This window comes from Rheinheimera gaetbuli, from assembly GCF_054781935.1.
Map to the genome: position 1 here is coordinate 108,839 of NZ_BAAGTL010000028.1, position 26,102 is coordinate 134,940.

Annotated in this window: 22 protein-coding genes; 12 read left to right on the forward strand and 10 right to left on the reverse strand. The window is 50.7% G+C overall.

The features are described 5' to 3' along the window. Window positions 1-85 precede the first annotated feature (85 nt). The gene (locus tag ACYVIC_RS16905) at window positions 86-991 is read left to right on the forward strand and encodes an EamA family transporter (protein WP_460861842.1); all 906 of its coding nucleotides are present in this window, start codon (window positions 86-88) and stop codon (window positions 989-991) included. Between the two features lie 59 nt (window positions 992-1,050). Here the strand turns inward: ACYVIC_RS16905 and ACYVIC_RS16910 are convergent, their stop codons facing one another. Continuing rightward, window positions 1,051-3,474 carry an alpha/beta fold hydrolase gene (locus tag ACYVIC_RS16910; RefSeq protein ID WP_460861844.1) on the reverse strand — a complete coding sequence of 808 codons (2,424 nt, stop codon included), beginning with the start codon at window positions 3,472-3,474 and terminating at the stop codon, window positions 1,051-1,053. Between the two features lie 256 nt (window positions 3,475-3,730). Here ACYVIC_RS16910 and ACYVIC_RS16915 point away from each other — a divergent pair, with 256 nt between their 5' ends. Then, window positions 3,731-5,290, forward strand: coding sequence for a LytTR family transcriptional regulator DNA-binding domain-containing protein (locus tag ACYVIC_RS16915; protein ID WP_460861846.1), 1,560 nt, complete (start codon window positions 3,731-3,733; stop codon window positions 5,288-5,290). 91 nt (window positions 5,291-5,381) lie between these two features. Here the strand turns inward: ACYVIC_RS16915 and ACYVIC_RS16920 are convergent, their stop codons facing one another. The 7 genes from ACYVIC_RS16920 to ACYVIC_RS16950 form a co-directional block, all read right to left on the reverse strand. Continuing rightward, window positions 5,382-6,140, reverse strand: a complete 759-nt coding sequence (locus tag ACYVIC_RS16920) for an SDR family oxidoreductase (RefSeq protein WP_460861848.1) — start codon at window positions 6,138-6,140, stop codon at window positions 5,382-5,384. Between the two features lie 386 nt (window positions 6,141-6,526). Beyond that, a complete protein-coding gene (gene mmsB / locus ACYVIC_RS16925; RefSeq protein WP_460861851.1) occupies window positions 6,527-7,414 on the reverse strand; it encodes a 3-hydroxyisobutyrate dehydrogenase in 888 nt (295 codons plus the stop codon). A gap of 12 nt (window positions 7,415-7,426) precedes the next feature. After that, window positions 7,427-8,569 carry an enoyl-CoA hydratase/isomerase family protein gene (locus ACYVIC_RS16930; protein WP_460861853.1) on the reverse strand — a complete coding sequence of 381 codons (1,143 nt, stop codon included), beginning with the start codon at window positions 8,567-8,569 and terminating at the stop codon, window positions 7,427-7,429. Then, window positions 8,569-9,342, reverse strand: coding sequence for an enoyl-CoA hydratase (locus ACYVIC_RS16935; protein WP_460861855.1), 774 nt, complete (start codon window positions 9,340-9,342; stop codon window positions 8,569-8,571). Before ACYVIC_RS16935 ends, ACYVIC_RS16930 begins: the two co-directional genes overlap by 1 nt. Window positions 9,343-9,507: 165 nt before the next feature. After that, window positions 9,508-10,665, reverse strand: a complete 1,158-nt coding sequence (locus ACYVIC_RS16940) for an acyl-CoA dehydrogenase family protein (RefSeq protein WP_460861857.1) — start codon at window positions 10,663-10,665, stop codon at window positions 9,508-9,510. Window positions 10,666-10,966: 301 nt separating this feature from the next. Then, entirely contained in the window at window positions 10,967-12,463 is a 1,497-nt protein-coding gene (locus tag ACYVIC_RS16945; RefSeq protein WP_460861859.1) for a CoA-acylating methylmalonate-semialdehyde dehydrogenase, read from the reverse strand. Window positions 12,464-12,538: 75 nt separating this feature from the next. Next, window positions 12,539-13,720 (reverse strand): thiolase family protein, encoded by a 1,182-nt coding sequence (locus ACYVIC_RS16950; RefSeq protein WP_460861861.1) that lies wholly within the window; start codon window positions 13,718-13,720, stop codon window positions 12,539-12,541. Window positions 13,721-13,983: 263 nt separating this feature from the next. Between ACYVIC_RS16950 and ACYVIC_RS16955 the strand changes: the two genes are divergently transcribed. The 8 genes from ACYVIC_RS16955 (at window position 13,984) to ACYVIC_RS16990 (ending at window position 22,558) form a co-directional block, all read left to right on the forward strand. Then, on the forward strand, window positions 13,984-14,388 hold the full coding sequence (locus tag ACYVIC_RS16955) for a MerR family transcriptional regulator (protein WP_166840945.1): 405 nt from the start codon (window positions 13,984-13,986) through the stop codon (window positions 14,386-14,388). Between the two features lie 33 nt (window positions 14,389-14,421). Then, on the forward strand, window positions 14,422-15,591 hold the full coding sequence (locus tag ACYVIC_RS16960) for an isovaleryl-CoA dehydrogenase (protein ID WP_460861862.1): 1,170 nt from the start codon (window positions 14,422-14,424) through the stop codon (window positions 15,589-15,591). 64 nt (window positions 15,592-15,655) lie between these two features. Beyond that, entirely contained in the window at window positions 15,656-17,263 is a 1,608-nt protein-coding gene (locus ACYVIC_RS16965; protein ID WP_460861864.1) for a carboxyl transferase domain-containing protein, read from the forward strand. A gap of 12 nt (window positions 17,264-17,275) precedes the next feature. Then, window positions 17,276-18,076 carry an enoyl-CoA hydratase/isomerase family protein gene (locus tag ACYVIC_RS16970; protein ID WP_460861865.1) on the forward strand — a complete coding sequence of 267 codons (801 nt, stop codon included), beginning with the start codon at window positions 17,276-17,278 and terminating at the stop codon, window positions 18,074-18,076. After that, window positions 18,076-20,058 carry an acetyl/propionyl/methylcrotonyl-CoA carboxylase subunit alpha gene (locus ACYVIC_RS16975; protein ID WP_460861866.1) on the forward strand — a complete coding sequence of 661 codons (1,983 nt, stop codon included), beginning with the start codon at window positions 18,076-18,078 and terminating at the stop codon, window positions 20,056-20,058. Before ACYVIC_RS16970 ends, ACYVIC_RS16975 begins: the two co-directional genes overlap by 1 nt. After that, window positions 20,055-20,969, forward strand: a complete 915-nt coding sequence (locus tag ACYVIC_RS16980) for a hydroxymethylglutaryl-CoA lyase (RefSeq protein ID WP_460861868.1) — start codon at window positions 20,055-20,057, stop codon at window positions 20,967-20,969. The genes ACYVIC_RS16975 and ACYVIC_RS16980 overlap by 4 nt, the downstream gene beginning before the upstream one ends. 217 nt (window positions 20,970-21,186) lie before the next feature. Beyond that, on the forward strand, window positions 21,187-21,888 hold the full coding sequence (locus ACYVIC_RS16985; protein WP_310210219.1) for a CoA transferase subunit A: 702 nt from the start codon (window positions 21,187-21,189) through the stop codon (window positions 21,886-21,888). Between the two features lie 10 nt (window positions 21,889-21,898). Continuing rightward, complete coding sequence (locus ACYVIC_RS16990) at window positions 21,899-22,558, forward strand: CoA transferase subunit B (protein WP_460861871.1); 660 nt, start codon at window positions 21,899-21,901, stop codon at window positions 22,556-22,558. A gap of 51 nt (window positions 22,559-22,609) precedes the next feature. Here the strand turns inward: ACYVIC_RS16990 and ACYVIC_RS16995 are convergent, their stop codons facing one another. After that, complete coding sequence (locus tag ACYVIC_RS16995; protein ID WP_460861873.1) at window positions 22,610-23,491, reverse strand: NAD(P)-dependent oxidoreductase; 882 nt, start codon at window positions 23,489-23,491, stop codon at window positions 22,610-22,612. Window positions 23,492-23,578: 87 nt separating this feature from the next. Here ACYVIC_RS16995 and ACYVIC_RS17000 point away from each other — a divergent pair, with 87 nt between their 5' ends. Together ACYVIC_RS17000 and ACYVIC_RS17005 are read left to right on the forward strand one after the other, a co-directional pair. Next, a complete protein-coding gene (locus ACYVIC_RS17000; RefSeq protein ID WP_460861875.1) occupies window positions 23,579-24,058 on the forward strand; it encodes a glutathione peroxidase in 480 nt (159 codons plus the stop codon). Window positions 24,059-24,128: 70 nt separating this feature from the next. Then, on the forward strand, window positions 24,129-25,118 hold the full coding sequence (locus tag ACYVIC_RS17005; protein WP_460861877.1) for a 2-hydroxyacid dehydrogenase: 990 nt from the start codon (window positions 24,129-24,131) through the stop codon (window positions 25,116-25,118). Between the two features lie 44 nt (window positions 25,119-25,162). Here the strand turns inward: ACYVIC_RS17005 and ACYVIC_RS17010 are convergent, their stop codons facing one another. Then, the gene (locus ACYVIC_RS17010) at window positions 25,163-25,960 is read right to left on the reverse strand and encodes a DUF481 domain-containing protein (RefSeq protein WP_460861878.1); all 798 of its coding nucleotides are present in this window, start codon (window positions 25,958-25,960) and stop codon (window positions 25,163-25,165) included. Between the last annotated feature and the right edge of the window lie 142 nt (window positions 25,961-26,102).

The window sequence follows — 26,102 nt, forward strand, 5'->3', positions numbered from 1 at the left end:
CTAAGTTGAGCTTTTACAGTGCCTGCGTTTTGCAACAAGCACTTAGCTTAGTTTTTCTTAATCCGCTTATTTCAGGAGTTGTTCAATGAATTCAGCCGTACCGCCAGCCCGCTGGTTTGATATTGGTTTAACCGCTGCAGCACCATTAATTTGGGGCAGCACTTATCTGGTTACCACGGAGTTTCTGCCGCCCGATGTACCGCTGCTGTCTGCCACACTGCGCACCCTGCCGGTTGGCTTACTAATGTTGCTGTGTCTGCGCCAACTGCCGGCTAAAGGCTGGTGGGGCAAAATTTTTCTGCTGGGCATGCTGAACATCGGCATCTTTCAGGCGCTGCTGTTTGTCGCTGCCTATCGTTTGCCCGGCGGCGTGGCAGCGACAGTTGGTGCCATTCAACCGCTGGTGGTGGTGCTACTGGGCTGGGCAGTGCTGAATGCCAAAACCAGCATATTAAGCTGGATTGCCGCACTGTGTGGTTTAGCCGGCGTCGCCATGCTGGTGTTGGGGCCGGCAGCAAAACTGGACTTTATCGGCGTAGCTGCTGCGGCTACAGGTGCCTTTGCCATGGCTTGCGGTACTTTACTGACAAAAAAATGGCTGCCGCCAGCCAGCGCTATGGTATTAACCAGTTGGCAGCTGACAGCCGGTGGCCTGTTTTTATTACCGCTGGCTCTGCTGTTTGAAACCTTGCCGACCCAAGTTAGCCTGACTAACGCCTTGGGCTATATCTGGCTGGGGTTAATTGGCACCGGCTTAACCTATGTGTTTTGGCTGCGCGGGGTAATGAAAATGCCGGCGGCGGCCGTAACTACACTTAGCCTGCTTAGCCCGCTAAGTGCTACCGTACTGGGCGCACTGGTGCTGCAACAAAAACTGACATTACTGCAAAGTGCCGGAATGGCGCTGGTATTACTTGGGGTGTGGCTGGGGCAGCGCACCACCGTTATAGTACCGACCTCTGCTCAAGCAAAGCTTAAAGTTAGCAACTGAGCATAAAAAAGGCGCCGCGGCGCCTTTTTATTCAAAGCAAACTGATTATCCTGCTCACGTTAGAACCCCAAATTAGGCAACGGCAGCGTTATGTGCTTAATATCGGTTTTGCCCTTAGCTAAAAACTGCAGTATTGCAGTTTCAACCTGCGGCGACGCCATAAACAGATTGTGCCCGGCATGTTCAACCACCACATGGCTAAGATTTGTTAAACCCGTTACTGCCTCAAGCTGCTCTGGCAAGTAAGTTCTGCCATCTAGTGTGCCACTGAGTAACAAAGTTGGTAAATTTGAGTTCAACGGTTGACGAAAGCTATCACCCAAATCAAGATCAGCTAACTGGCCGTGCAGGTGTGGCATCGGGAAATTCAACACCCCACCCAATAAGGCGCTGGCGCTTTGCTGTTTAAACTGATTTAAGCGCGTATCAGAGATACCCGAGGCAATATCCATTGCAGTTGGCATAATCCGCATTGTGATCGGCTGGTTGGAAAAAAAGCCACGCTTTAACGCAAATTGCAGCATGTCGGTTTCACCCTGGTCCAAACTGCGGTATAGCTCCAGCAATAAACCAACAGAGCGATTGGGATCGGCGATAAGCATCGACGATAACAATTGCAAATGCAGCTTCTGAAACAAAAAATTGGTTTGCTGGCCGTCGTCAGTAGCCAGTTTTACCTTTATTGGCGCTTGCTCAAGCTTTTGCTGTACCCGTCGCATCGTGTTTGCAAAATCAGGATAACGCGCGTTAAGCGCTGGCTGCATCTCTATTACCCGCTGCAATGCGGCAAAATACTCATCGGTATGCCGGGGTAGCTTTACTGTCTGATCCAACCCTTCGGCACTGGCCAGAATCACTTTATCTAAGTTACCTGCAAACAGTTTTATAGCCGCCAGCGCCAAATGACTACCGTAGGATATGCCCCATAAACTGACTTTCTCCGCCTGTAAGTGCTTACGCAAATCATCAATGTCCAGCGCATTTTGCACTGTGCTATAGCCATAAATATCGGCGCCTTCTGCCTGCCAGAAAGCGGTACACTCTAATAGTGCCTGCTGATGCAACGCGGCCAGTTTTTGCTCGTTCCAGACCGCTGTGGTATCCATTATCTGGCTGGACTTGCAAGGCGCCACGTCATCCGATAAACCGGTGCCACGCTGGTCTAGTGCTAATACATCGGCGTGCTGACGCAGCGCCATAAAGAGCTCAAAGCGTCGTCCCTTAGCGGTGCTAATGCCAGAGCCGCCAGGCCCGCCGGCAAGATACACTATTGGTGCTGCCGGTTTATCAGTTAACGCGGGGAAGCGCACATAGTGAATGGTAAGTTGGCGGCTATCTGGTTTGTTTCTGTTCTCCGCCACCTGAAATGACCCAGCGTAAGCTTCAGTGCTATTTCCATTGTCGGCAGTGAAGGTGATTGCAGTTTCATTCGCAGTCGGTTGCATTGCTTCATTAGGCTTTAACGGTATAGGCTGAACGTATTTCGAAGCCAAAATTTTCAGTTCATTCAAAATCTTGTATAACGTCGATTTATTGCCGTCACTCGACATTAAAATAAATACATTGCCTGTGATAAAGTCATGATGTTTAAGTGTGTGATGGCTGGGGTTTGAACCATCATGCTGCCACGCAACCAGCTTGTCATTGTCGTTCATTGAAAAACTGCCGAAATCAAAATATGCCCTGTTGTCTTTTCCAGACAAAATGTCGCCACGCAAAACCCACTTTAACTGCTCTGCGTCAATTAACGAACCGTTCCACAGGGCATTCTCAAACTTAAACAGGTCAAACGGCGATACATAGACGGTTAATCCCGCAATATTCGTCGGAAAGTCACCTGCAACAACAGCTTTTGAGACCAGGCCCGTTTCGGTTTGATGGAACGAGTCTGTCATACCTGCTACTGTAAAAATTGTATCCGCAATGTAATCTGCGTAACGTTGCCCTGTAATGCTCTCCACTATTAACGCACGAACAACAACATTCAAATTGGTATATTTGTAGCCAGCTCCGGGCTCAAAAGCTAACTGCGCTTGCTTAATTTGTTGTACCGCATCAGCCGTACTGATGTGCTGCTTCCACACCACATCAGGCAAACCTGAGGTATGCGTAAGGATGTGCTCTATGGTTATGTTATCAGCCCACGAAGGTAGCCCATGGATATATTTTGAGATTTTATCTTGGTATTCCAAGCTGTTATTGGCTGCCAGTTGCATAATTGAGACAGTAGTAAACTCTTTACCAACCGATCCCGGGCTAAATACGTGTTCTGCAGTAAGTGGTATTATTCTATCAGTGTCGGCGTAACCTATACTTTTCTGCCAAATAACCTGTGCCTTATTGCCAACAACAATAGTGCCATTAAAACCGCTGTCCTTAACCGTTTTCTCAATGGCGCGCCAATAGTTGTCAGCTTCGGCTTCGTCTGCCTGCACTGATAAAAATAAAACCGCAACCTGTAGCAACAGCACTAAAAATCTCATAAGCATTTCCTCGTTTCGATCTCGAACATTGGTACCGAGTCGATAACGGCTAGCAGCGGGTAAAAACGCACCGCTATTAATTTTTGCTTTGATAACATAACATGCTCTCCTTGATTAACCTGCTGACAATACAGCAGAAATAACCAAAGACAGCCCAGCGCTATTCGTTTAGTGGTAGCAACTTTCAATGCAAAACCAGTAAGCGGTAGCAAATAGTCGATAAATGGTTGGACAACTTATAAGCAACGGGATACCGATGTTCGCAACTCTAAAGCTGAAAACAGCTAGCCTGCTGTTTACTTTGCTAACGCTGTTTACTTTGCTAACGCTGTTTAGCGCAAGCTGTTTTGCTGTTATCACGCCGCAGCGGCAGCAGGCTGTTACAGTGTGTGATGCGACAATACAGCCGGATTGGCCTGTCGACTTTACCGCAGCCACATGCCAGCACCTAACCTTGGCAGATGTTGATCCTCAGGGCAAAACGCTCTGGTTGCAGCTTACGTTACCCGTTAGTAAACAGCAGTTAACTCAGCTAAAGCCACCGTTAGCGCTGTATCTAAACGCCAAAGCGTCCAGCAGCAGTTATTTAAACGGCTACCATCTTGGCAATAATGGCCTACCTGGCAATCAACCAGACGAAATCGCAGGCAATATGGATGCGCGATTTTATGTTCCGTTGGATCTGCTGCTGCTGGGTGACAATCAACTGGTTGTTAAAATGTCGGCCCGGCAAAGTTTATTTACACTACCTAACCCGGTGCACTTTATCGGCATCGACCACTACAACGCTCCCCAACACCATCTACAACGTTACAGTAACTGGATGTTGGTTATACTCGGTATTTTGCTTACTGCCTCTTTGTATTTTGCTATCCGCAGCTTGCAGTCAATGCAGCGTGGTCAACACCTATTGTTAGCTCTTATGAGCCTGTTTGTCACGCTGCAGCTATTTAGTGAAATTAGTCGCGCCTTGTTTAGCTACCCTTACCCATTGCATGATTTTCGGTTGTTGGTTATCACCGCATCTTCGTTTTCTTTTGGCCTTTGCCTCCTGATATTTATGGCGCAGCGCTTTGCCAGCCGGTATGCCCTGCATTGGATTTATGCCGGCGCTATAGCGACTTTGTTAACCATAATGCTGATACCTGGCTTTGATAGTAAAACCACTGCCGCAACATTTTGTCCTGTGCTGATATCTGCCTTCCTTACTTACCACAATGGCTATCGCAGCAGGGACAAAAACGCCATTGCCGCCGCTATAGCACTGTCACTGTTTTTGCTGGTTATCGTTTTCAGTGCAGATTACTTTCATGAAAATCTGTATTTTGTCTTGATTACGCTGTTGTTGGGTTACTTATTTATCCAACAGGCGCTGGACTACAATATTCAGCTTGATAAGCATCAACAGGACAAAGAACGCATTGCAAAACTGACGTTACGCTTAGCGCAAGATATACAGCACGATAAACCTGCCACACTAAAGATAAACAGTGCAGGAAAAATAGATATTGTGAATACAGCGCAAATTACCTTTTGTCAGGCGGCGGGCGATTACAGCGAAATTAATTTGGCCGATGGCCGCCAGCATTTATACAGCGGCACCCTTAAAAACCTGGAGTCAGAGTTGCCCAGTACCTTTTTGCGGGTGCATCGCTCATATTTGGTCAACTTAGAACAGGTAACACGATTACAAACCAGTGCCACTAAAAGCATTGGCAGTGCCGCTTCGTTATTGTTACAAAATGGTCAGCAGCTACCGGTAAGCCGCCGCCTGATCCCTGCAGTGCGCCAGGCTGTTACGACAGAGATAAACTAACTTTGCCGGGGTGCCATTGTAAAATGTAAAACGGCGTTCTCTAAACAAAAAAGGCGCCGCGGCGCCTTTTTTCATCTCACTAGCCGGCAACTTACATGCTGATGCCGCCGTCGATTTCTACTACCCGGCCGGTGAAAAAATCGTTTTCAAAAATGTATTTAGCCGTGTGGGCAATTTCGCTGGCTTCACCTAAGCGCCCTACCGGCTTCATTTTCTCTAAGCGGTCACGCGCTTCAGGCTTCATCGCATCGGTCATGGCGGTGCGGATAACGCCCGGTGCTATGGCGCCAACACGAATGCCAAAGCGGCCTAATTCGCGCGCCCAGGTTACGGTCATCGCCACCACACCGGCTTTAGAGGCGGCGTAGTTGGTTTGGCCCATATTGCCGCCACGGGCAACGCTCGACATATTAATAATCACGCCCTTAGTGCCGCGTTTAACCATCACTGCAGCCGCTTCACGGCCGCACAGAAATACGCCTGTAAGGTTAACGTCGATAACAGACTGGAACTGCGCCAGTGACATCTTGCTTTGCAGCTCGCCGTCTTTGTATTTCAGCAATAAACCGTCGCGCAAAATGCCGGCGTTGTTAATCAGCCCGTCAATGCCATCAAAGTCGCTGTCGATTTGCGCAAAGGTAGCTTCTACCTGTTCTTCATTCGCAACATTGGCAATGTAGGTGTGTACCATGGTTGTAGCACCCAGTTCCGCTTTGGCGGCTGCCAGCTGATCGGCATTCATGTCAATTAATGCCAGTTTGGCACCTTCTGCCGCACACATGCGTGCCATTTCAAAGCCCAGGCCTTGTGCCCCGCCCGTAATAACGATGGTTTTGTTTTGCAGGTTCATCTTTCTACCTTAATTTGCAAGTATTGTTCTGTACCGACAGCCGCTGCGTACATTTTTCGTCGGACACGCCGTAAATACGTCCCTGTAGGCTCCTCTTTTTCATCCATGAAAAAGACGGTCCGCCAAAAAAGTACATCCGCGTCTGTCTCTGAAGTAACGATGGAGTTCGCAAAAAAGCCGTAGTAGCGGATACGGATGTACTTTTTTCTGAGACCGTTGGAGGCCATGGATGCCGACAAATTCGTCAGGAACGAATTTGAACAGCTTCGCTGGCCCCGTGGGGTGAATTTCATGGACGAAATTCATAAATCGAGCCCCATGGACGGTTTATGGCGTGTCTCAGAAAAAATGTACGCAGTAGCCGCGTGACTTAACCACTTAACCAATTACTTCTTTTCAAACAGCTTAAAAATACTGGAAAAATCCAGTTTGCCATTGCCAGCCCGCTGGTGCGCCACGTACAGGCTGCGCGCCAGTGCGCCCATTGGTGTGCTGCTTTGGCTTTGCAATGCCGCTTCCAGCGCCAGGCCTAAATCTTTCGCCATCAAATCGACCATAAAGCCGCCCTGATAACCGTTGCTGGATGGCACATTTGGCATCACATCCGGACAGGGGTTGTAAAGTTCCAGCGTCCAATTACGGCCCGAGCTTTTTAGCATAATGTCAGACAGCACCTTCGGGTCCAGGCCGTTATCGACGCCCATTTGCAGCGCTTCTGAGGTGCCGACCATTAAAATACTCAGCAGCATATTATTACAGATTTTCGCAACCTGGCCGGCACCAACATCACCGGCGTGAAACAGGTTTTTACCCATATTGCCAAGCACGGTTTTAGCGCGCTCAAAATGCGCTGTATCACCGCCGACGATAAAGGTTAAGGTACCGGCTTTAGCCCCCCCCACACCACCGGACACCGGCGCGTCAATAAAAGCAATGCCTTGGGCTGCTAAACCAGCGCCGACCTTACGCGCGCTGTCAGCATCGATGGTTGAACAGTCAATGACCAGTGCATCTTTGCTGATATTGCCTGCGATACCCTGCTCGCCCAGATATAAGCCAATGACATGCTTACCGGCCGGCAGCATTGAAACCACAAACTCAGCCCCTGTTACGGCTTCTGCTGCTGTTGCCGCTATTACTGCGCCTTCAGCTTTTACCTGCGCCAGCGCCGCTGCTGATAAATCAAAGGCGGTTACAGCATGCCCGGCCTTCACCAGATTGATAGCCATAGGGCCACCCATATTGCCTAAACCTATAAATGCAACCTTCGCCATCTTTGCTCCTAATCAGTTATCCAATTGGCCCAGTTCGCGCAGCGGATGCTCGTTAGCAGCCCACGGCGAGCGAAATAGCTCATCAATCACGCTTTGCGGCACGTCGCTTACGGTTTTGTATTGCCACTTGGGTTGTAAATCTTTGTCCATTAACAAGGCGCGCACGCCTTCGGTAAATTCCCCCAACTTACCGCACTGCACACTTAGGCCAAGCTCTAACCGGAAGCTGTCAGCAAGTATTTTGCTCTGCCCCAGCTTTAACAGCTCAAACACGATATGCGCCGTAACGGGGCTACCATAAGCCAGCGATTCTTTGGCTTTTTGCAGCCATTTATCTTCACCAGCCATAGCATTGATTGCATCGGTCACCGTACTTAAGCTGCCAAACTTAGCTAAAGCTTCTATGCTGCCCTGATGCGGCCTGATATTACTTAGCGGCATTTGCGCGCGGCACTGTTCTTCTTCACTGCGCAACATATCACTGAGTTTTTGATGATTCAGCGCTACCGTATCACCCCACTTCACTGTCAGCAGTTTTTCTAACAGCGCGGCTTTGCGTTCATGCAGCAAGAAATTATCTGCCAGACCAATAAATTTGGCATCAGCCGCGTTAATAGAGGCACCGGTTAAACCCAAAAACAGGCCACAACCGGCGGGCATACGGTTTAAAAACCAGCTTGCGCCGACATCCGGATACAAGCCAATCGCCATTTCCGGCATCGCTATTCGGCTGGTAGCGGTAACCACCCTGTGCGAGGCGCCGGCCATTAAGCCGAGGCCGCCGCCCATCACTATGCCATTACCCCACACCAGCACCGGCTTGCCAAAGGTGTGGATTAAATAATCCAGTGTGTATTCTTTGGTGAAAAAGTCTTCAACATAAGGCGCATACTCGCCAGGTTTATCCAGCATGGCTTTATATAAGTCGCGAATATCACCACCGGCACAAAAGGCTTTATCGCCCGCGCCTTGCAGCAGCACCATACTGATGCAGCTATCAGCCTGCCAGGCTAATAATTGTGGTAATAACGACTCTACCATCGGCAAGCTAAGGGCATTTAACGACTTTTCTGAGTTAAGTGTGGCCACACCGATTTTTTTGCCGTTTTGTGCTGTAAGCTCTTGATACAGCACTACGTCATTTGCGCCGCTCATTAGCCGTTCACCCAGTTAGCTTTGCGTTTTTCTAAAAATGCCTGCACGCCTTCTACCTGATCTTTGGTGTCGAACAAAGCGACAAACAGCTCACGCTCCAGTGGTAAGGCACTCTGAATGCTGCCGCTACGACCTTGTTGAATAAGCTTTTTACAGGCAGTAACCGAGGATGGGCTTTGTTCAGCCGCTTTATCGGCCATCGCCAGTGCAGTTTCCAGCGCCATGCCGGTAGCTACTACTTCTTCTACCAGGCCAATTTGCAGCGCTTTTTCTGCACCTAATCGCTCGCCGCATAAGATCATCCGCTTCGCCCAGCCCTCGCCTACCAGCCAGGCCAGGTTTTGGGTGCCACCGGCACACGGTAATAAGCCAACTTTGGCCTCCGGCAGCGCCATTTGCGCTTGTTGCTCGGCAATGCGGATATCACAAGCCAGCGCGACTTCTAAACCACCGCCCATGGCGTAGCCGTTAATGGCGGCAATAGACACCCCGCTAAAGGCGCTTAAGGTTTCAAAGGCTTCGCCGAAAATGCGCGCCATATCGCTGGCGATGGCTTTATCGCCATCGGCAAACAACTTTAAATCAGCGCCGGCAGAGAAAAATTTATCGCCCTCACCAGTGATGACCAGGGCATAGATATTTTTATCCTGATCCAGGCTTTTAACCGCGTCGCGCAGCTGGGTTAAGGTGTCACGGGTCCAGGTATTGGCCGGCGGGTTAGACATAGTGATAAGCGCCGTGTGACCGCGTTTTTCGAGTTTTAATTGAGCCATTGTTGTCTCCTGATTTAGGCGAAGTTCATGCACCGAGCCCGGTGAAACAGGTTTGTCCACACCGACACGCCATGAACCGTCCCTGGGGCTCGACTCCGGCCATCCATGGCCTCCAACGGTCGGTTTAGAACAATCCTGTTCCCCCAGCTTGAATTCATCTGCTACTTACAAAATATCGCCTGCGGCTTCATCCAGTAAACGCCGGCCGATTATCAGCCGCATAATTTCGTTGGTGCCTTCCAAAATCTGATGCACGCGCACGTCACGGAAATGCCGCTCCAGTGGGTATTCTTTAATATAGCCATAACCGCCATGTAACTGCAGTGCCTGGTCACACACCTGAAAGCCAACATCAGTAGCAAAGCGCTTGGCCATCGCACAATAAGCGGTAGCTTCACCGTCTTTCTGGTCTAACTTAAACGCCGCTAAACGCACCAGCTGCCGCGCAGCTACCAGCTCGGTTGCCATATCAGCCAGTTTAAACTGCAGCGCCTGAAATGCGGCCAATGGCTTACCAAACTGTTGACGCTCTAACATATAGTTACGCGCGGTGTTCAGCGCCTGCTGCGCGGTACCAATAGAACAGGTGGCAATATTAATCCGGCCACCGTCTAAGCCTTTCATGGCAAAGCTAAAACCTTCGCCTTCATTACCTAACAGGTAATGCGCCGGAATGCGCACATCTTCAAAAGTGATTAAACGGGTTGGCTGGGCATTCCAGCCCATTTTCTCTTCCGCTTTGCCGTAAATAACACCTTTGGCATCAGCCGGCACGATAAAAGCCGAAATACCTTTTGGCCCGGCTTCACCGGTACGCGCCATTACTACCAATACTTCAGTGGAACCTGCGCCAGAGATAAACATCTTAGAGCCGTTTAATACGTAGTCGTTACCGTCTTTTTTCGCGCTGGTGCGCAGGCCGGCTGCGTCGGAGCCCGAGCCAGGCTCGGTTAAGCAGTATGAGGCTAACTTTTGGCCGGTAACTAAATGCTCTACCCACTCGGCTTTGGCATCACTGGTGCCCCAAGTGGCTATCATCCAGGTCGCCATATTGTGAATGGTCAGCATGGCCGTAGTGGCCGTGCAGCCCATCGACAGCTGTTCGAAAATAATCGACGAGTCTAACCGCGAAAGCCCCATACCGCCGTCTTCTTCAGGCGTATACAATGAGCAAAACCCCAGCTCACCGGCTTTTTGAATGACGTCTTTAGGAAAGTGGTGATCACGATCCCACTCTGCTGCATATGGCGCCAGTTCTTGTTCTGCAAACTGTTTGGCCACATCGACAAAGGCTTGTTGGTCTTCTGTTAAATTGAAATTCATAGTTGGTCCTGCTTATCTAATCGGCTTAGTTGCTTGCGTACGTCGCCGTATTAACCGTTTTGAACCTGCATCGGAGACTGACTGCAACGCGGAACCGGAACAACTAAGCAGACGATCAAAAGCGAGGATGGGAGATCCGAGCGGGTCTGCGTGTTGTTACGGTGGAAGCGGTTGCTTGCACCGGGCAGCGAGGAACACACTTTACACACTGACACGCCGTAAACCGTCCCTGGGGCTCGATTCCGGCCATCCATGGCCTCCAACGGTCAGTTTAGTAAAGTCTGCTCTTCACCTGTGTACGTTAACGTAAATTAATCGACATATTCGGGCCAGACACCGGAATATCGTCATCAAACCAGCGTGCTGTAATAGTCTTAGTCTCGGTATAGAAACGCACCGCCTGCTTACCGTAAGCATGCTGGTCACCATAGAACGAGCCTTTCCAGCCGGTGAACGAGAAAAACGGCAGTGGCACCGGAATAGGAATATTAATACCTACCTGACCTACTTCCACCTCATGCTGATACTTACGTGCCGCCGCACCGCTGGCGGTAAAGATAGAAGTACCGTTACCGTACGGGCTGTCGTTTACCACTTTTAATGCTTCAGCTAAAGAATCTACCTGCATAGTAGTTAACACCGGGCCGAAAATTTCCTGTTTATAAATTTCCATATCGGTAGTGACGTTGCTAAACACCGTTGGGCCTACCCAGTTACCGTTCGGGTAGCCTTCCACTTTACAGTCAGAACCATCCAGTACGCAGGTAGCACCTTCTTTCTTACCTTGTTCAATCAGTGATAACACCCGGGCACGCGCCTGCGGGCTGATTTGCGGGCCGTAAGCGGCATTCGGGTCGGTGTAAACACCCGGCCGCACTTTACCAATGGCCGCAGCAACTTCAGGGATCCAATCTGCTGCAGCGCCAACAAATACCGCTACAGAAATCGCCATACAGCGCTGACCGGCGGCGCCAACAGAGGCACCTACCAGGGCATTTACCACCTGCTGCTTGTTCGCATCCGGCATAATAACCATATGGTTTTTCGCACCGGCAAAGGCCTGTACGCGTTTTAAATTGTCCGTACCGGTTTTGTAGATGTACTGGCCAACATTAACCGAGCCAACGAACGAAATGGCTTTAATATCCGGGTGGTGCAAAATGGCATCAACCTGCTCTTTGGCACCGTGCACTACCTGTAATACGCCTTTGGGCGCGCCAGCCTGCACGAACAACTCGGCAATTTTGTTTACCGTCATCGGGTCTTGTTCTGACGGTTTTAAAATAAAAGTATTACCACAAGCGATAGCCATCGGGAACATCCACAGCGGGATCATCGCCGGGAAGTTAAATGGCGTAATACCGGCACAGACGCCCAGCGGTTGAATGTAACTGTAGGTGTCGATGCTGCGTGCGACGTTTTCGACCGTTTCGCCCATCATTAATGACGGAATGTTTGCTGCCTGCTCTACTACCTCGATACCACGCCAGACATCGCCTTTGGCGTCTTCTACCGTTTTACCCAGTTCGCGGCAGATAATGTCGGCAATTTCACCCTGATGCTCTTTTAACAGGTGAGCAAAGCGCATCATTAAACGGGCGCGCTCTGATACCGGCACTTCTTTCCACGTTAAAAAAGCGGCCTTGGCCGACTCGATAGCGTGCTCCATTTCTGCCGATGTGGCACATGCCACCTGAGCAATCACCTCTTGTGTTGCCGGGTTGGTAACGGGGATCAGTTTGTCGCCTGTTGGTGCGACAAACTCGCCGTCGATAAAATGCTTAACCTGTTGTGTCATGTTGCTTCTCCCGATTGTTTGGGTATCCTGCCAGCTGGTTGTATGTTTAATTGCGCCGGCAGCTTTAAATGTTTGTTACAGTACTTCCACTGCCAGTGCTACGGCTTCGCCGCCACCGATACACAGTGAGGCCACGCCTTTGCTTAAACCGCGGTTACGCAGCGCATGAATCAGGGTAACCAGAATACGCGCACCTGAAGCACCAATAGGGTGGCCCAGCGCACAGGCGCCGCCGTTTACGTTTACTTTGCTTTCATCTAAGCCCAGCTCGTTAATCGCCAGCATGGTTACCATGGCAAAGGCTTCGTTAATCTCCCACAGATCTACCTGCTGTTTATCCCAGCCGGCTTTTTGCAGCACTTTTTGCATCGCGCCAACCGGAGCTACGGTAAACAGTGCTGGCTCCATTGAGTTGGTGGCATGTGCTACCACGCGGGCTAATGGCTTAACGCCTTGTGCTTTAGCATCAGACTCGCGCATTAATACCAGCGCAGCTGCGCCGTCAGAAATAGAGCTGGAATTAGCTGCTGTAATAGTGCCGTCTTTGGCAAAGGCCGGACGCAGAGAAGGAATTTTGTCGATTTTGGCATTGCCCGGCTGCTCGTCTATCGCAAAGGTCATTTCGCCTTTACGGGTTTGAAAGGTTACCGGCGTAATTTCGTTGTTAAAGGCGCCGCTGGCAATTGCTTGCTGGGCGCGGGTGGTAGATTGCACAGCAAAAGCGTCCATCTGCTCGCGGGTAATGCCTTTTTCATCAGCTGTGCCTTGGGCAAAACAGCCCATGGCTTTGCCGTCGTAGGCATTCTCTAAGCCATCCAGCATCATATGATCTTTAATTTCGCCGTGACCCATGCGGTAACCGCTACGTGCTTTTGGCAGCAAGTACGGCGCGTTGCTCATCGACTCCATACCACCGGCCACGACCACGTCGGCGCTGCCGGCTTTTAACAGGTCGCTGGCCAGCATCACGGCTTTTAAGCCTGAACCGCATACTTTATTAATGGTAGTGGCGCCGGCGGATAATGGTAAGCCGGCTTTTAATGTAGCCTGGCGTGCCGGTGCCTGGCCTAAACCGGCCGGCAGCACATTACCCATTATTACTTCACTAACCTTGTCACCGCTTAAACCGGCTTGCTCTAACGCAGCCTTTATTGCGGTTGCCCCCAATACAGTCGCATCCACATCGGTTAAGCCGCCCATAAAACCGCCCATAGCGGTGCGTGTAGCAGCAACGATTACAATATTGTCGGTAGCCATAAAGATCTCCAAAAAGCTGTCGGCCAAAAAGTTGCTCCAGAGCCTACACCAAATTTACGTTTACGCCAACGTCAACCACCTAACACTATGGTAGGGTGCGGCGCTTTTGGTTCAGCAAAGTGTACAGTCTGACCAGTACAAACTGGCATTTTAGCTTTACAAAGCCGGTAAAAATGGCCATTTTGCCAACTTAGCAGCACCGCCTCAGCTTTACCTTTACGTAAACTTCACTTATATTGATTGCGTTTTCGGGGAAGGCGGATATGACAGAAAAAGAAGAAAAAACATATAGCATCAGCGAACTGGCCAAAGAGTTTGATATTACTACCCGTAGTATCCGCTTTTATGAAGATCAGGGGCTGATAACGCCTTTACGCAACGGCCAAACCCGCATTTACAGTAAACGCGACCGGGTAAGGTTAAAGCTTATTTTACGCGGCAAGCGCTTAGGCTTTAGTCTGGCCGAAACCGGCCAGCTGTTCGAATTATATGACGCTGATAAAAGCAGCGTGACCCAATTAAGTACCATGTTGAAGCTGATTGAGCTGAAAAAAGCCGAACTGCATCAGCAGATGGACGATATCAAAGTTGTGCTGATGGAGCTGGTAACGGTAGAAAAACGTTGCCGCGACACCTTAGCCGACGCCAAACAACATAAAACCGCCTAAGCGGTTGAAAAACATAGCAAACGGGGATCCACAATGATTAGCAGTTATAAAGGGCTTAATTTCGATTTAGGCGAAACGGTAGATATGATCCGCGAGCAGGTTAACGCCTTTGCCCGCGAAGAAATCGCGCCACGCGCCGCCCATATTGACGAAAAAAATGAGTTCCCGAATGAGCTGTGGCGCAAATTCGGTGACTTGGGCCTGCTGGGCATTACCGTTGATGAAAAATACGGCGGCTCTGGTTTAGGCTATTTAGAGCACGTAGTAGCACTGGAAGAAATCAGCCGCGCGTCTGCCTCTGTTGGCTTATCGTACGGTGCGCATTCTAACCTGTGTGTAAACCAGATCTTCCGCAACGGCACTGAAGCGCAGAAAATGAAATATCTACCTAAGCTGTGCTCTGGCGAGCATATCGGTGCGCTAGCGATGAGTGAGCCCAACGCCGGTTCAGACGTAGTCAGCATGAAGCTGCGCGCTGAGAAACAAGGCGATAAGTACATTTTAAACGGCAATAAAATGTGGATCACCAATGGCCCGGATGCACACACTTATGTAATTTATGCCAAAACCGACATTAACGCCGGCTCTAAGGGCATTACTGCCTTTATTGTTGAACGCGGCACTAAAGGCTTTAGCACGGCGCAAAAGCTGGACAAGCTGGGTATGCGCGGCTCTAACACCTGTGAGCTGGTGTTTGAAGACTGCGAAGTACCGGAAGAAAACGTGCTGGGCCAGGTTGGTGGCGGCGTTAAAGTATTAATGAGTGGCCTCGACTACGAGCGCGTTGTACTGGCAGCCGGTCCGCTGGGCATTATGCAAGCCTGTATGGACGTTGTTGTGCCTTATATTCACGACCGTAAGCAGTTTGGCCAGGCCATTGGTGAATTCCAATTGGTGCAGGGCAAACTGGCCGATATGTATACCCAGATGAATGCGGCTAAATCATACGTTTATACGGTAGCTAAAGCGTGCGACCGTGGTGAAACCACGCGTAAAGATGCTGCTGCAGTTATTTTGTACTCGGCAGAGCTGGCCACCAAGATGGCGCTGGATGCGATTCAGCTGCTAGGCGGTAATGGCTACATTAACGAGTACCCTACCGGGCGCTTACTGCGCGATGCCAAGCTGTACGAAATTGGTGCCGGTACCTCGGAAATCCGCCGTATGCTGATTGGCCGGGAACTGTTTACCGAATCTAACTAAACGCTACACAAACCTTTCAAGCTTTTCTGCACCGGACCTGAGGGTCCGGTTAAAGGTGACTTAAGTGACCAGAATTACCTCAAAAATCAACCCTCGCTCTGAGGACTTTCAGAAAAACGCCGCCGCCATGCAGGCCGTGGTCGATGATCTGAACAGCAAAGTACAGCAAATTAAACTCGGTGGCGGCGAAGCCTTAATTGCCCGCCATACCGCCCGTGGCAAACTCTTTGTGCGTGACCGTATTCAAAAATTACTCGACCCCGGCTCACCATTTTTAGAAGTCGGTCAGTTTGCAGGTTGGGAATGCTACGACGACTACGTGCCCAGCGCCGGTGTCGTCGCCGGTATCGGCCGCGTTAGCGGGGTCGAGTGCATGATAGTCGCCAACGATGCCACGGTAAAAGGCGGCACTTACTACCCGCTTACCGTAAAAAAACACCTGCGCGCGCAGGAGATAGCCGAGCGCTGCCACCTGCCCTGTATTTATCTGGTCGACTCCGGCGGTGCCAACCTGCCCCGCCAGGATGATGTGTTTCCCGACAAACTGCACTTTGGCCGTATCTTCTTTAATCAGGCGAATATGTCGGCTAAAGGCATACCGCAAATTGCCGTAGTAATGGGCCTCTGTACCGCCGGTGGCGCCTATGTACCGGCGATGGCCGATGAAAGCATTATCGTTAAAGAGCAAGGCACGATATTTTTAGCCGGCCCGCCGCTGGTTAAAGCCGCTACCGGTGAAGAAGTCTCGGCCGAGGAGCTGGGCGGTGCTGACGTGCACTGTAAAATCTCCGGCGTGGCTGATCACTATGCGTTAAACGACGAACATGCGCTGCAACTGGCGCGCAATGCGGTAAGCCGCCTTAACCGCCCTGCCCCGCAAGCCATGGATGTTAAAGCCCCTCAAGAGCCACTGTATGAAGCCAAAGAGCTGTACGGCGTTGTCGGTACTGACTTGCGCAAGCCGTTTGATGTCAAGGAAGTGATCGCCCGCATTGTCGATGGCTCAGACTTTGATGAGTTTAAACAATACTACGGCGCTACCTTAGTGTGTGGCTTTGCGCGCATCTTCGGCTATCCGGTAGGCATTGTCGCCAATAACGGCATACTGTTTTCAGAGTCTGCGCAAAAAGGCGCGCACTTTATTGAGCTGTGTGCCCAGCGCAAAATTCCGCTGTTGTTTTTGCAAAACATTACCGGCTTTATGGTGGGTAAAAAATACGAAGCCGAAGGCATTGCCAAGCACGGCGCTAAAATGGTGATGGCAGTAAGCTGTGCCAAGGTGCCCAAATTTACCGTGTTAATTGGCGGCAGCTACGGCGCCGGCAACTACGGTATGTGTGGCCGCGCTTACGACCCAACCATGATGTGGATGTGGCCCAATGCCCGTATTTCGGTAATGGGCGGCGAGCAAGCCGCCGGCGTTATGGCGCAGGTGACTAAAGACGGTTTGGCCCGCAAAGGCGAAACGCTGTCGGCGGACGCCGAAAAAGCGTTGAAACAGCCGATTATTGAGCAGTATGAAAAACAGGGCCACCCGTATTATGCCAGTGGCCGCTTGTGGGACGACGGTATTATCGATCCGGCACAAACGCGGATGACAGTGGGGCTGGCATTAGCCGCTGCGCTGAATGCACCGATTGAAGAGAGCCGTTTTGGCGTGTTCCGGATGTAACAGGGGAAGAAAATGAACCAGGTTTACACAGAAGTCAGTATCGACCCGCGCGGCGTAGCCACTTTAACGCTAAACCGGCCACAAGTGCATAACGCCTTCGACGATGCGATGATCGCTGAGCTAATCGCCGTGCTAGGTGACTTAGCCAATAACGATGAAGTGCGGGTATTGGTGCTGGCCGCCAACGGCAAGAACTTCTCTGCCGGTGCCGACTTAAACTGGATGCGCTCTATGGCGCAAAAAGACTACAACCAGAATTTGGCAGACGCCAGCGAACTGGCTACCTTAATGCACCGGTTGGATAAATTCCCCAAACCCACGCTTGCACTGGTAAAAGGCGCCGCTTTCGGCGGCGCTTTAGGCTTAGTCGCCTGCTGCGATATCGCCATCGCCGAGGAAAATGCCAGCTTCTGCTTAAGCGAAGTACGCATTGGCCTTATTCCGGCCGTGATCAGCCCCTACGTTATACGCGCCATTGGCGAGCGCGAAAGCCGGCGTTACTTCTTAACGGCTGAGCGCTTTATGGCTGCCAAAGCACAACAACTGGGCTTACTGCATGAAGTGGTCAGCGAAGGCGAGTTGGGTGATAGCGCAGAAAGCCTGATTAATACCCTGCTGCAAAACAGCCCAGCGGCGTTAACTGCTGCTAAGTCGCTTATTCATAATATTTATAACCGTAAAATCAGCAACAATGTCATTGCTCATACTGAGCAAGCGATTGCTGAAATCCGGGTATCACCTGAAGGTCAGGAAGGCTTAAGCGCATTCTTAGAAAAACGTAAACCGGCCTGGCTTGGCAAGGAAGACGCATAATGTTTCGTAAAATATTAATCGCCAACCGCGGCGAAATTGCCTGCCGCGTTATCGACACTGCACATAAACTCGGTATCCGCTGCGTAGCGGTGTATTCCGAAGCCGACGCCAATGCCCGCCATGTGCGCATGGCCGATGAAGCTTATTTACTAGGCCCTGCTCCAAGCAAAGACTCTTACTTACGCAGCGACAAAATTATCGCCATCGCCAAACAAAGCGGCGCCCAAGCGATTCACCCGGGCTACGGCTTTTTGTCAGAAAACGAAAGCTTTGCCAAAGCTTGTGAGGACGCCGGCGTGGTGTTTATCGGCCCACCGGTGGGTGCCATTAACGCCATGGGCTCAAAAAGTGCGGCAAAAGATATTATGGCCAAAGCCGGCGTGCCGCTGGTGCCGGGTTACCATGGTGACGATCAAAACGATGCGCTGTTAAGCAAAGAATCAGAGCGTATCGGCTACCCGCAACTGCTGAAAGCCGCCTACGGCGGCGGCGGTAAAGGCATGCGAGTGGTATGGAAAAAAGAAGAATTTAATGATGCCTTAGCCAGTGCCCGGCGTGAAGCCAAAGCCGGCTTTGGCAATGACAAAATGCTGATTGAGCGCTATTTAACCAAGCCGCGCCACATTGAAATTCAGGTATTTGCCGACAACCATGGCAATGCCGTGTACCTGGCTGAGCGCGATTGCTCGATTCAGCGCCGGCATCAAAAAGTGATTGAAGAAGCACCGGCACCAAACTTTAGCAGCGAACAGCGCAAAGCCATGGGCGAAGCGGCAGTAAAAGCGGCTAAAGCCATTGATTATCGCGGTGCCGGTACGGTGGAGTTTTTATTCGACGAAGACGGTTCGTTCTACTTTATGGAAATGAACACCCGGCTACAGGTAGAACACCCGGTTACCGAGATGATCACCGGCCAAGACTTAGTTAAATGGCAACTGTTGGTCGCCGCAGGCGAGCCACTGCCGCTGGCGCAGGACGACATTCAACTTGATGGCCACGCTATTGAAGTGCGGGTGTATGCCGAAGATCCGGACAACGACTTCCTGCCGCAAACCGGTAAACTGACCTATTTGCGCCAGCCTGAAGCCAACCGCCATGTGCGGGTGGATACCGGTGTGGTAGAAAATGATGAAGTATCACCGTTTTATGACCCGATGATCGCCAAGCTGATTGTCTGGGATGAAAGCCGCGATCGCGCCATCGCCCGCATGTTACGTGCGCTGGACGATTACCGCATTGCCGGTGTTACCACTAACTTAAGCTTTTTAACCAGCTTAACCGAGCACCCGGCGTTTAAAGCCGCCGAGCTTGATACCAACTTTATCAACAAACACCAGCAAAGCTTATTTGCGCCGGCGAATAAAGAAAATAATCAGGCATTGGTATTAGCTGCGCTGTTTATTTTACAGCAGCAAAAAGTACCGCAAAGCAGCAGCGGCTCAAGCCCCTGGCAATTCAGCCATGGTTGGCGGTTAAATGAAATGCCAACGGTAAACATCGCCTTGCAACATGGCGACCACAGCACACAACTAACAGTGCAGCAACTACAGCAGCATTATGTGATTGACGTGGCAGGCCAACAGCTATGCTGCACTGCCGAGCTTAATGGTGATGAGCTTAGCGCCGTGTTGGGCGATCACCGCACTAAGGTGCGGGTAAGCCGCTACGGCGACACCATCAGTGTGTTTATCAAACATCAGCGTTACGACTTTATCTATCAAACTGAGGTTGCCACCGAGATAGATGGCAGTGAGCATGCCGGTAGCTTAACAGCCCCGATGAACGGCACTATTGTGGCGGTAATGGCCAAGGCCGGCAGCAGTGTTAATGCCGGTGATACCCTGGTGATAATGGAAGCGATGAAAATGGAATACAGCATTAAAGCGCCGAAAAACGGCGTGGTGAATGAAGTATTCTATGCCGCCGGTGACCTGGTAAAAGACGGCGCCGAACTGGTCGATTTTACGCCGGAGGAAGCATGAGTTTACCTAAGCTCGTCCGCCTTGTTGAAGTCGGCCCGCGCGACGGCCTGCAAAACGAGGCTGCGGTAGCCACAGAAGATAAAATCACGCTGATTGATATGCTAACCGCAGCTGGCCATAGCTATATTGAAAGCGGTGCCTTTGTCTCGCCGAAATGGGTGCCGCAAATGGCGGACTCTGCAGACGTGTTTGCCGGTATCAGCCGTAAAGCCGGCGTGACCTATGCGGCGCTAACACCCAATTTAAAGGGCTATGAAGCGGCCAAAGCCGCCGGTGCCACTGAGGTAGCCATTTTTGGCGCAGCCTCTGAAGCCTTCAGCCAGAAAAACATTAACTGCAGCATAGCTCAAAGCCTGGAACGTTTTGCGCCGGTAGTAGAAGCGGCCAAAGCCGACGGCATTAAGGTGCGTGGCTATGTGTCTTGCGTAGTCGGTTGCCCCTATCAAGGCGATGTCGCCCCTACTGAAGTGGCTTTGGTGGCTAAAGCGTTGCTGGAGATGGGCTGCTACGAAATTTCACTGGGCGATACCATAGGTGTAGGCACGCCGGATAAAGTGAACGCTATGCTGGATGCGGTACTTAGCATGGTACCGGCAGATAAGCTGGCGGTGCATTTTCATGACACTTACGGCCAGGCGTTAACCAATATTTACGTGGCGCTAAACCGCGGCATTGCTGTGATTGACAGTGCCGTTGCAGGTTTAGGTGGCTGCCCTTACGCTGCCGGTGCGTCAGGCAATGTTGCCACCGAAGATGTGGTGTATTTACTTAACGGTCTTGGCATTTTACACGGTATCGATTTAACTGCGCTGGCCAAAGCCGGCTGGTTTATTACCGACAAGTTGGGGAAGCAGCCTAGTTCTAAAGTAGGATTGGCGCTTAGGGCCAAGAGCACGCAAACTGGTAGTTAGTTAACAGCAACAACTAAGGTTCTTCGAACACGGTAACCACTCCGTACTACTTTGCCGGAACACGCCGTAAATACGTCCCTGTAGGCTCCTGTTTTTCATCCATGAAAAACACGGTTCCGGTCAAAGTCTACTGCGCGCTTACCTTGGCACAGATAGCAGTCGCGCAGTCGAAGAGCAGTTCGCAACAGATAGTTCAGCAAAGAACAGAGGACAACAAATGGCAGGGTTTAATAAAGTCGTACATAGCTACGAAGACGCCATGGCAGGCCTGCAGGACGGCATGACCGTTATTGCCGGTGGCTTTGGCTTATGCGGCATACCTGAGGGCTTAATTGCCCAGATCAAAAAAATGAAAACCAAAGATCTCACCGTCGTATCTAACAACTGCGGTGTAGACGGCTTTGGCCTGGGCATTTTGCTGGAAGACCGGCAAATTAAAAAAATGGTTGCCTCTTATGTGGGCGAAAACGCCCTGTTTGAAAAACAACTGCTGAGCGGCGAGCTGGAAGTGGAATTAACACCACAAGGCACCCTGGCCGAGAAAATGCGCGCCGGCGGTGCTGGTATTCCGGCGTTTTTCACTGCCACCGGCTACGGTACGCCGGTGGCCGAGGGTAAAGAAACCCGCGAAATTAATGGCCGTCACTACGTGTTAGAACCGGCCATTACCGGCGACTTTGCCATAGTACGTGCCTGGAAAGCCGACCGTTACGGCAACCTGGTGTTTCGCCACACCTCAATGAACTTCAACCCGATGGCGGCCACCGCCGGTAAAATTACCGTGGCTGAAGTAGAAGAGATAGTCGAGCCAGGTGAACTTGAACCGTCACAAATTCACACCCCGGGTATTTATGTGCAGCGCGTGATTAAAGGCAACTTTGAAAAACGCATTGAACGTCGTATGGTCCGTCAAGGTTAAGGAGGCAACAATGGCTTTATCTCGTGAACAGGTTGCCATGCGCGTGGCGCAGGAGCTGCAAGACGGTTACTACGTGAACTTAGGTATCGGTATTCCTACGCTGGTGGCCAACTATGTGCCGGCCGGCATTGAAGTAATGCTGCAGTCAGAAAACGGCTTACTCGGTATGGGCCCCTACCCAACTGAAGACGAAATTGACGCCGATATGATTAACGCCGGTAAAGAAACCGTCACCGCCATTAAAGGCGCGGCGATTTTCAGCTCGGCCGAAAGCTTTGCCATGATCCGTGGTGGCCACGTTGACTTAACCGTACTGGGCGCGTTTGAAGTGGATCAAAACGGCAATATCGCCAGTTGGATGATCCCAGGCAAACTGGTAAAAGGCATGGGCGGTGCCATGGACTTAGTGGCCGGTGCACAAAATATCGTGGTAACCATGACTCACGCTGACAAATACGGCAACAGCAAGCTGTTAACCGACTGCACCCTGCCGCTGACTGGCGTGGGCTGCGTGAAGAAAATCGTTACCGATTTAGCCGTGCTGGAAGTACGTAATGGCGCTTTCCACTTACTGGAACGCGCACCGGGTATTTCGGTCGACGAAATTAAGCAAAAAACCGCCGGCAAGCTGGTTGTCGAAGGCGATATACCGGAGATGGTGTTTAACTAAACACCTACAGCAAAAAAGGCGCCGCGGCGCCTTTTTCTTTTGCTATGGCGTTTAACGCTTTAACCGCGCCAGCAGGCTGGAGGTATCCCAGCGGTTACCACCCATTTGCTGCACTTCGCTGTAGAACTGATCCACTAACGCTGTTAGCGGCAAGTGGCTGCCGTTTTCGCGTGCTTCGCTAAGTGCTATGCCCAAATCTTTACGCATCCAGTCAACCGCAAAGCCAAAATCGTATTTACCTTCGAGCATCGTCAGTGAGCGGTTTTGCATTTGCCACGATGAGGCAGCACCTTGTGAAATCACTTCGACCACAGCAGCGGCATCTAAACCGGCATTCTGCGCAAAGTTCAGCGCTTCGGCCAGGCCCTGCACCACACCGGCGATACAGATCTGGTTTACCATCTTCGCCAGTTGGCCACTGCCTGCCGGGCCCAATAATTTTGCGCAGCGTGAGTAGCTCATAATTGCCAATTCGGCTTTAGCAAAATCGCTGGCCTCGCCACCGGTCATCACCGTTAACACGCCGTTTTCAGCGCCAGCCTGTCCGCCAGATACCGGCGCATCTAAAAAGCCGATCCCCTGCTGTTTCGCCGCTTGTGCCAGCTCACGGGCTAAGTTAGCCGATGCAGTAGTGTGGTCTATCAACACTGAACCTGAGGCCATACCGGCCAGCACGCCATGCTCACCGTACACCACAGAGCGCACATCGTTATCGTTACCCACGCAAAGAAACACCAGCGCTGCGCCTTGTGCCGCAGCAGAAGGGGTTTGGGCAAAGTTGCCACCATATTGCGCTGCCCACTTTTCCGCTTTAGCTCCGGTGCGGTTATACACCGTTACCTGATAGCCTTTTTGCTGCAGATAGCCCGCCATCGGGAAGCCCATCACGCCCAGGCCGATAAAGGCGACCTTGTTCTCACTATTAATTGACATATTAATGACTTAAATCTGTGACATACTGTGGCGCAAAGCTTACAAAGTTCCGTACACAATGAAAAGCATTTTAACTAAGGGATCCGCATGGCTAATGTGCATCAATACAAAGTAAAAGACGCAGCCGGTAACGAAGTCGATTTAAGCCGGTATCGCGGCAAGGTGCTGCTTATTGTTAACACCGCCAGCCAGTGTGGCTTTACACCTCAATATAAAGAGCTGGAGCAATTGTACCAGCAGTATCATGACAAAGGCCTGGTGATCCTGGCATTTCCGTGTAACCAGTTTGGTAGCCAGGAGCCGGGCTCCGACAGCGATATTCAGCAGTTCTGCGAAATAAATTACGGGCTGAGCTTTCCGGTAATGGCCAAGCTGATGGTAAATGGTCCGGACGCATCACCGTTGTTTGAGCACTTAAAAGACAGCGCCCGCGGCCTGCTAAAAACCCGGGCTATTAAGTGGAACTTCACCAAATTTTTGGTAAACAAAGACGGCGATGTAGTAAAGCGCTATGCACCACGCACCAAGCCTGCCAGCATTGCGCAATCAATAGCTGACTTGCTGTAACTTTGATCCAGCGCTAAATATCTCATTTTGTTATACGCTAAGCTGTACGATAACAAATGGGAGAATAGCCATGAAAGTTGCCGTATTCAGTGCAAAAAAGTATGACCGTGAAGGTTTTAACCAGTGGGCAGACACCAGCCTGCAGTTTACTTACATTGACAGCCGCTTAAGCAGTGACAGTGTAAAACTGGCAGCTGGCTGCCATGCTGTCTGTGTGTTTGTTAATGACGATTTAAATGCTGCTGTATTACAGCAGTTGTCTGAAATGGGCATTGAAATGGTGGCGCTGCGCTGCGCCGGCTTTAATAATGTTGACCTGAACGCCGCCAAAGCGTTGGGTATTCGTGTAGCTCGGGTACCGGCTTATTCGCCGGAAGCCGTCGCAGAGCACACCATAGGCATGATGTTATGCCTTAACCGCAAACTTCACAAAGCCTATAACCGCGTACGCGATGATAACTTTGCCCTCGACGGCCTGCTGGGCTTTAACCTGTTTGGTAAAACAGTCGGCTTAATTGGCACTGGCCGTATCGGCATAGCGACAGCCAGGATACTGCATGGCTTTGGTTGCCGCTTGCTGTGCCATGACATTGTACAAAACCCGCTTATACAGGAGCTGGGGGGCCGTTATGTGCCTCTGGCAGAGCTATACGCACAAAGTGACATTATCAGCCTGCACTGCCCGCTAACGCCCGACACCAAGCACCTTATTAACCATTACAGCATCGGTAGCATGCAAGATGGCGTGATGCTGATTAACACCAGCCGCGGCGCCTTAATTGACAGCAAAGCGGTTATTGCCGGTTTAAAACAGCGGAAAATTGGTTACCTGGGGCTGGATGTGTACGAACAGGAAGCCGATTTGTTTTTTGAAAACCTGTCTGAGCAGGTGATAGACGACGAAGTGTTTAAGCGCTTACTTACTTTCCCTAACGTGCTGATAACCGGTCATCAGGCATTTTTTACCCAAGAGGCATTGCAAGAAATTTGTCAGGTAACCAGTGATAACTTGTTGGCCTTTGCCAGCAATACCGCTACCGGCAATGAGCTTGCTAATTAACTTTTTGTAGAGCTAAGAACATTTGATAAGGTGTGTTACAGCAGTTAGAACGTGTACACCAATGATGCCGATGTTTCGGTGTCTGTTTTGCGCAGTGTACCTTCAGGTCGCGAGTTGTGCCGCACAACAAAGTTAAAACGCATCGATAGTTTATCCACTATCTTTGCGGTAAGACTGCTGCGGCTTAGCAATGTTGAGTTTTCGCCATTTAACGACAATGCACCTTCCAACGTCTGGCGAAAACGGGTATTGTCAAATAACGCGTAATCCATATTTCCCGCTACAAACCAGATAGCGCCACTGTTGTTGTTTCCGGCAGCACTGCGTTGATAAGCAAAACCAGGGCCGCTTTCTAAATCAACGTAGCTGCTTTGTTGCTCGTATATGCGATTACCGTAACCTGCCGCCAGAGTTGCTTGTTCACGAAACGCTGCAAACCTGTCATAACTATATGCACCACGGCCAAATATCGACTCGCGACCTGTCACCAGTTTATAGTTACTTTGGCCTGAAAAACCGTAACGATTGGCCGTTGTTACCCGGTGCTTTTTGCCCGAATCACTATTGGCCACATTGTTTTTCTGGATAACGCTGTGTAACTGATATTTATTGCGAAAAAACTGCAGATCATGCACCAGCTCACTGTTCGCCCGAATAGCGAACGAATCGGTATTGCCGGAAGTAAGTAAAAACCCCAGTTCAACGCTACCGGTTACCGTGCCAAAAAAACCAATGGGCTGCAGCGGCTCTTCGCTGTCTGGCAAGGCCTCCGACTCAGATGCCTGTACCCCAAACAGACTAAACATCAGCACTACGCTAATACCAAATAAAAAAAATCGCATTATCTCGCTAACATACTCCTAAACCAGCTTTACCCATGAGTTTTATAACCTACGACGTATTAGTGTTGTTTGTCGTCCTAAGTCAGATTGTAACAGTTGCAGTGTATCTCAGCCCGGTTTAACGGGCTGAGAAATTCTGCAT

Excerpts from the sequence above, each read along its gene's own strand:
- mmsB (WP_460861851.1), bottom strand. The coding sequence starts at position 7,414 with ATGGCGAAGGTTGCATTTATAGGTTTAGGCAATATGGGTGGCCCTATG.
- ACYVIC_RS16945 (WP_460861859.1), bottom strand. The coding sequence starts at position 12,463 with ATGACACAACAGGTTAAGCATTTTATCGACGGCGAGTTTGTCGCACCA.
- ACYVIC_RS16915 (WP_460861846.1), top strand. The coding sequence starts at position 3,731 with ATGTTCGCAACTCTAAAGCTGAAAACAGCTAGCCTGCTGTTTACTTTG.
- ACYVIC_RS16975 (WP_460861866.1), top strand. The coding sequence starts at position 18,076 with ATGTTTCGTAAAATATTAATCGCCAACCGCGGCGAAATTGCCTGCCGC.
- ACYVIC_RS16970 (WP_460861865.1), top strand. The coding sequence starts at position 17,276 with ATGAACCAGGTTTACACAGAAGTCAGTATCGACCCGCGCGGCGTAGCC.
- ACYVIC_RS16960 (WP_460861862.1), top strand. The coding sequence starts at position 14,422 with ATGATTAGCAGTTATAAAGGGCTTAATTTCGATTTAGGCGAAACGGTA.
- ACYVIC_RS16955 (WP_166840945.1), top strand. The coding sequence starts at position 13,984 with ATGACAGAAAAAGAAGAAAAAACATATAGCATCAGCGAACTGGCCAAA.
- ACYVIC_RS17005 (WP_460861877.1), top strand. The coding sequence starts at position 24,129 with ATGAAAGTTGCCGTATTCAGTGCAAAAAAGTATGACCGTGAAGGTTTT.
- ACYVIC_RS16935 (WP_460861855.1), bottom strand. The coding sequence starts at position 9,342 with ATGGCTCAATTAAAACTCGAAAAACGCGGTCACACGGCGCTTATCACT.
- ACYVIC_RS16920 (WP_460861848.1), bottom strand. The coding sequence starts at position 6,140 with ATGAACCTGCAAAACAAAACCATCGTTATTACGGGCGGGGCACAAGGC.
- ACYVIC_RS16940 (WP_460861857.1), bottom strand. The coding sequence starts at position 10,665 with ATGAATTTCAATTTAACAGAAGACCAACAAGCCTTTGTCGATGTGGCC.
- ACYVIC_RS16995 (WP_460861873.1), bottom strand. The coding sequence starts at position 23,491 with ATGTCAATTAATAGTGAGAACAAGGTCGCCTTTATCGGCCTGGGCGTG.
- ACYVIC_RS16980 (WP_460861868.1), top strand. The coding sequence starts at position 20,055 with ATGAGTTTACCTAAGCTCGTCCGCCTTGTTGAAGTCGGCCCGCGCGAC.
- ACYVIC_RS16930 (WP_460861853.1), bottom strand. The coding sequence starts at position 8,569 with ATGAGCGGCGCAAATGACGTAGTGCTGTATCAAGAGCTTACAGCACAA.
- ACYVIC_RS17000 (WP_460861875.1), top strand. The coding sequence starts at position 23,579 with ATGGCTAATGTGCATCAATACAAAGTAAAAGACGCAGCCGGTAACGAA.
- ACYVIC_RS16910 (WP_460861844.1), bottom strand. The coding sequence starts at position 3,474 with ATGAGATTTTTAGTGCTGTTGCTACAGGTTGCGGTTTTATTTTTATCA.
- ACYVIC_RS16985 (WP_310210219.1), top strand. The coding sequence starts at position 21,187 with ATGGCAGGGTTTAATAAAGTCGTACATAGCTACGAAGACGCCATGGCA.
- ACYVIC_RS17010 (WP_460861878.1), bottom strand. The coding sequence starts at position 25,960 with ATGCGATTTTTTTTATTTGGTATTAGCGTAGTGCTGATGTTTAGTCTG.
- ACYVIC_RS16950 (WP_460861861.1), bottom strand. The coding sequence starts at position 13,720 with ATGGCTACCGACAATATTGTAATCGTTGCTGCTACACGCACCGCTATG.
- ACYVIC_RS16990 (WP_460861871.1), top strand. The coding sequence starts at position 21,899 with ATGGCTTTATCTCGTGAACAGGTTGCCATGCGCGTGGCGCAGGAGCTG.
- ACYVIC_RS16905 (WP_460861842.1), top strand. The coding sequence starts at position 86 with ATGAATTCAGCCGTACCGCCAGCCCGCTGGTTTGATATTGGTTTAACC.